This is a genomic window from Streptomyces sp. NPDC002889 (genome assembly GCF_042888425.1).
Classification (GTDB): Bacteria; Actinomycetota; Actinomycetes; order Streptomycetales; family Streptomycetaceae; genus Streptomyces.
The window spans coordinates 90,106-90,832 of the sequence record NZ_JBIAPT010000033.1 but is presented as its reverse complement, the minus strand read 5'-3'; the positions used below and the strand labels follow the sequence as shown (position 1 = coordinate 90,832).

1 rRNA gene and 1 pseudogene are annotated in these 727 nt (G+C 68.6%); one reads left to right on the top strand and one right to left on the bottom strand.

Annotation, left to right across the window (positions count from 1 at the left end):
- A 5S ribosomal RNA gene (rrf, locus tag ACFYWI_RS34555) occupies positions 1–91 on the top strand; the annotation flags it as partial.
- Positions 92–216: 125 nt separating this feature from the next.
- Here the strand turns inward: rrf and ACFYWI_RS34550 are convergent.
- Positions 217–727: pseudogene (locus ACFYWI_RS34550) on the bottom strand (hypothetical protein); the annotation flags it as partial.

The window sequence follows — 727 nt, the reverse complement described above, 5'->3', positions numbered from 1 at the left end:
GCCCGGTTACATTCCGAACCCGGAAGCTAAGCCTTTCAGCGCCGATGGTACTGCAGGGGGGACCCTGTGGGAGAGTAGGACGCCGCCGAACAATCTTTCAAGGACCCTTGGTCCAGCGTTCACGCTGGACCAAGGGTCCTTTTGTTTTTACTGATTTACCGAAGCGCGTCCGATGGCCGGCTGCGCGAGAATGACTGTGGTACCCGAAGACAGGAGTCACGCATGTCCGCCAACTCTCCCGACGATCGTCCGGATCGCGAGCCGCGTCGCAGGGACGGTGGTGACCGGGGCGGTTACCGCGGTGGTCGTGACGACCGGGACCGTGGGCCTCGCCGTGACGGTGACAGCGACCGTGGTGGGTACCGCGGGTCCCGTGATGACCGTTCCGGTGGTGGTGGCCGTCCCAGCAGCGGTGGTGCCGGCGGTGGGTTCCGCCGTGATGACCGTTCCGGTGGCGACCGTGGGCCGCGTCGTGAGGACGACCGTGGTGGATACCGAGGCCAGCGCGACGACCGTGGAGGCAGCCGTCCCAGCAGCGGTGGCGGCGGCGGAGGCTTCCGCCGTGACGACCGTTCCGGTGGTGGTGGCCGTCCCAGCAGCGGTGGTGCCGGCGGTGGGTTCCGCCGTGACGACCGTTCCGGTGGCGACCGTGGGCCGCGTCGTGAGGACGACCGTGGTGGATACCGAGGCCAGCGCGACGACCGTGGAGGCAGCCGTCCCAGCAGCG